This is a genomic window from Fulvivirga imtechensis AK7 (assembly GCF_000331535.1).
GTDB lineage: Bacteria > Bacteroidota > Bacteroidia > Cytophagales > Cyclobacteriaceae > Fulvivirga > Fulvivirga imtechensis.
In genome coordinates this window covers 1-318 of the sequence record NZ_AMZN01000204.1, presented here as the reverse complement: position 1 = coordinate 318, position 318 = coordinate 1, and the positions used below count along the sequence as shown (strand labels likewise).

At 49.1% G+C, this 318-nt stretch carries 1 protein-coding gene; it reads right to left on the bottom strand.

What is annotated here, in order from left to right:
- Positions 1–318 (bottom strand): AMP-binding protein (locus C900_RS27790; RefSeq protein WP_040497732.1); only part of this gene is annotated, 318 nt, incomplete at both ends.

The window sequence follows — 318 nt, the reverse complement described above, 5'->3', positions numbered from 1 at the left end:
GCCAACCCGTGGAACCAGAAGTATAGATAACATAGGCCAGGTCCCCTGCCTCCGTAGTGGATGACACATTCGTATCCGAATACTCCGTAAGTTCCTCTCCCAAACGATCCAGTAACAACACTTCCCCGGTAAAACCTGCCCGTTCCTCTAAGGAGGTTTCCGTAAGCAAAAGCCTCATGCCCGAGTCTGTAATAATATGGCTGATCCGCTCCTGAGGATAATCCGGATCTATCGGAACATATGCAGCTCCAGATTTCAGTATAGCAAGCATCGCCACCACCATCTCTTCGTTGCGAGGTACCATAAGTCCTATCAAAT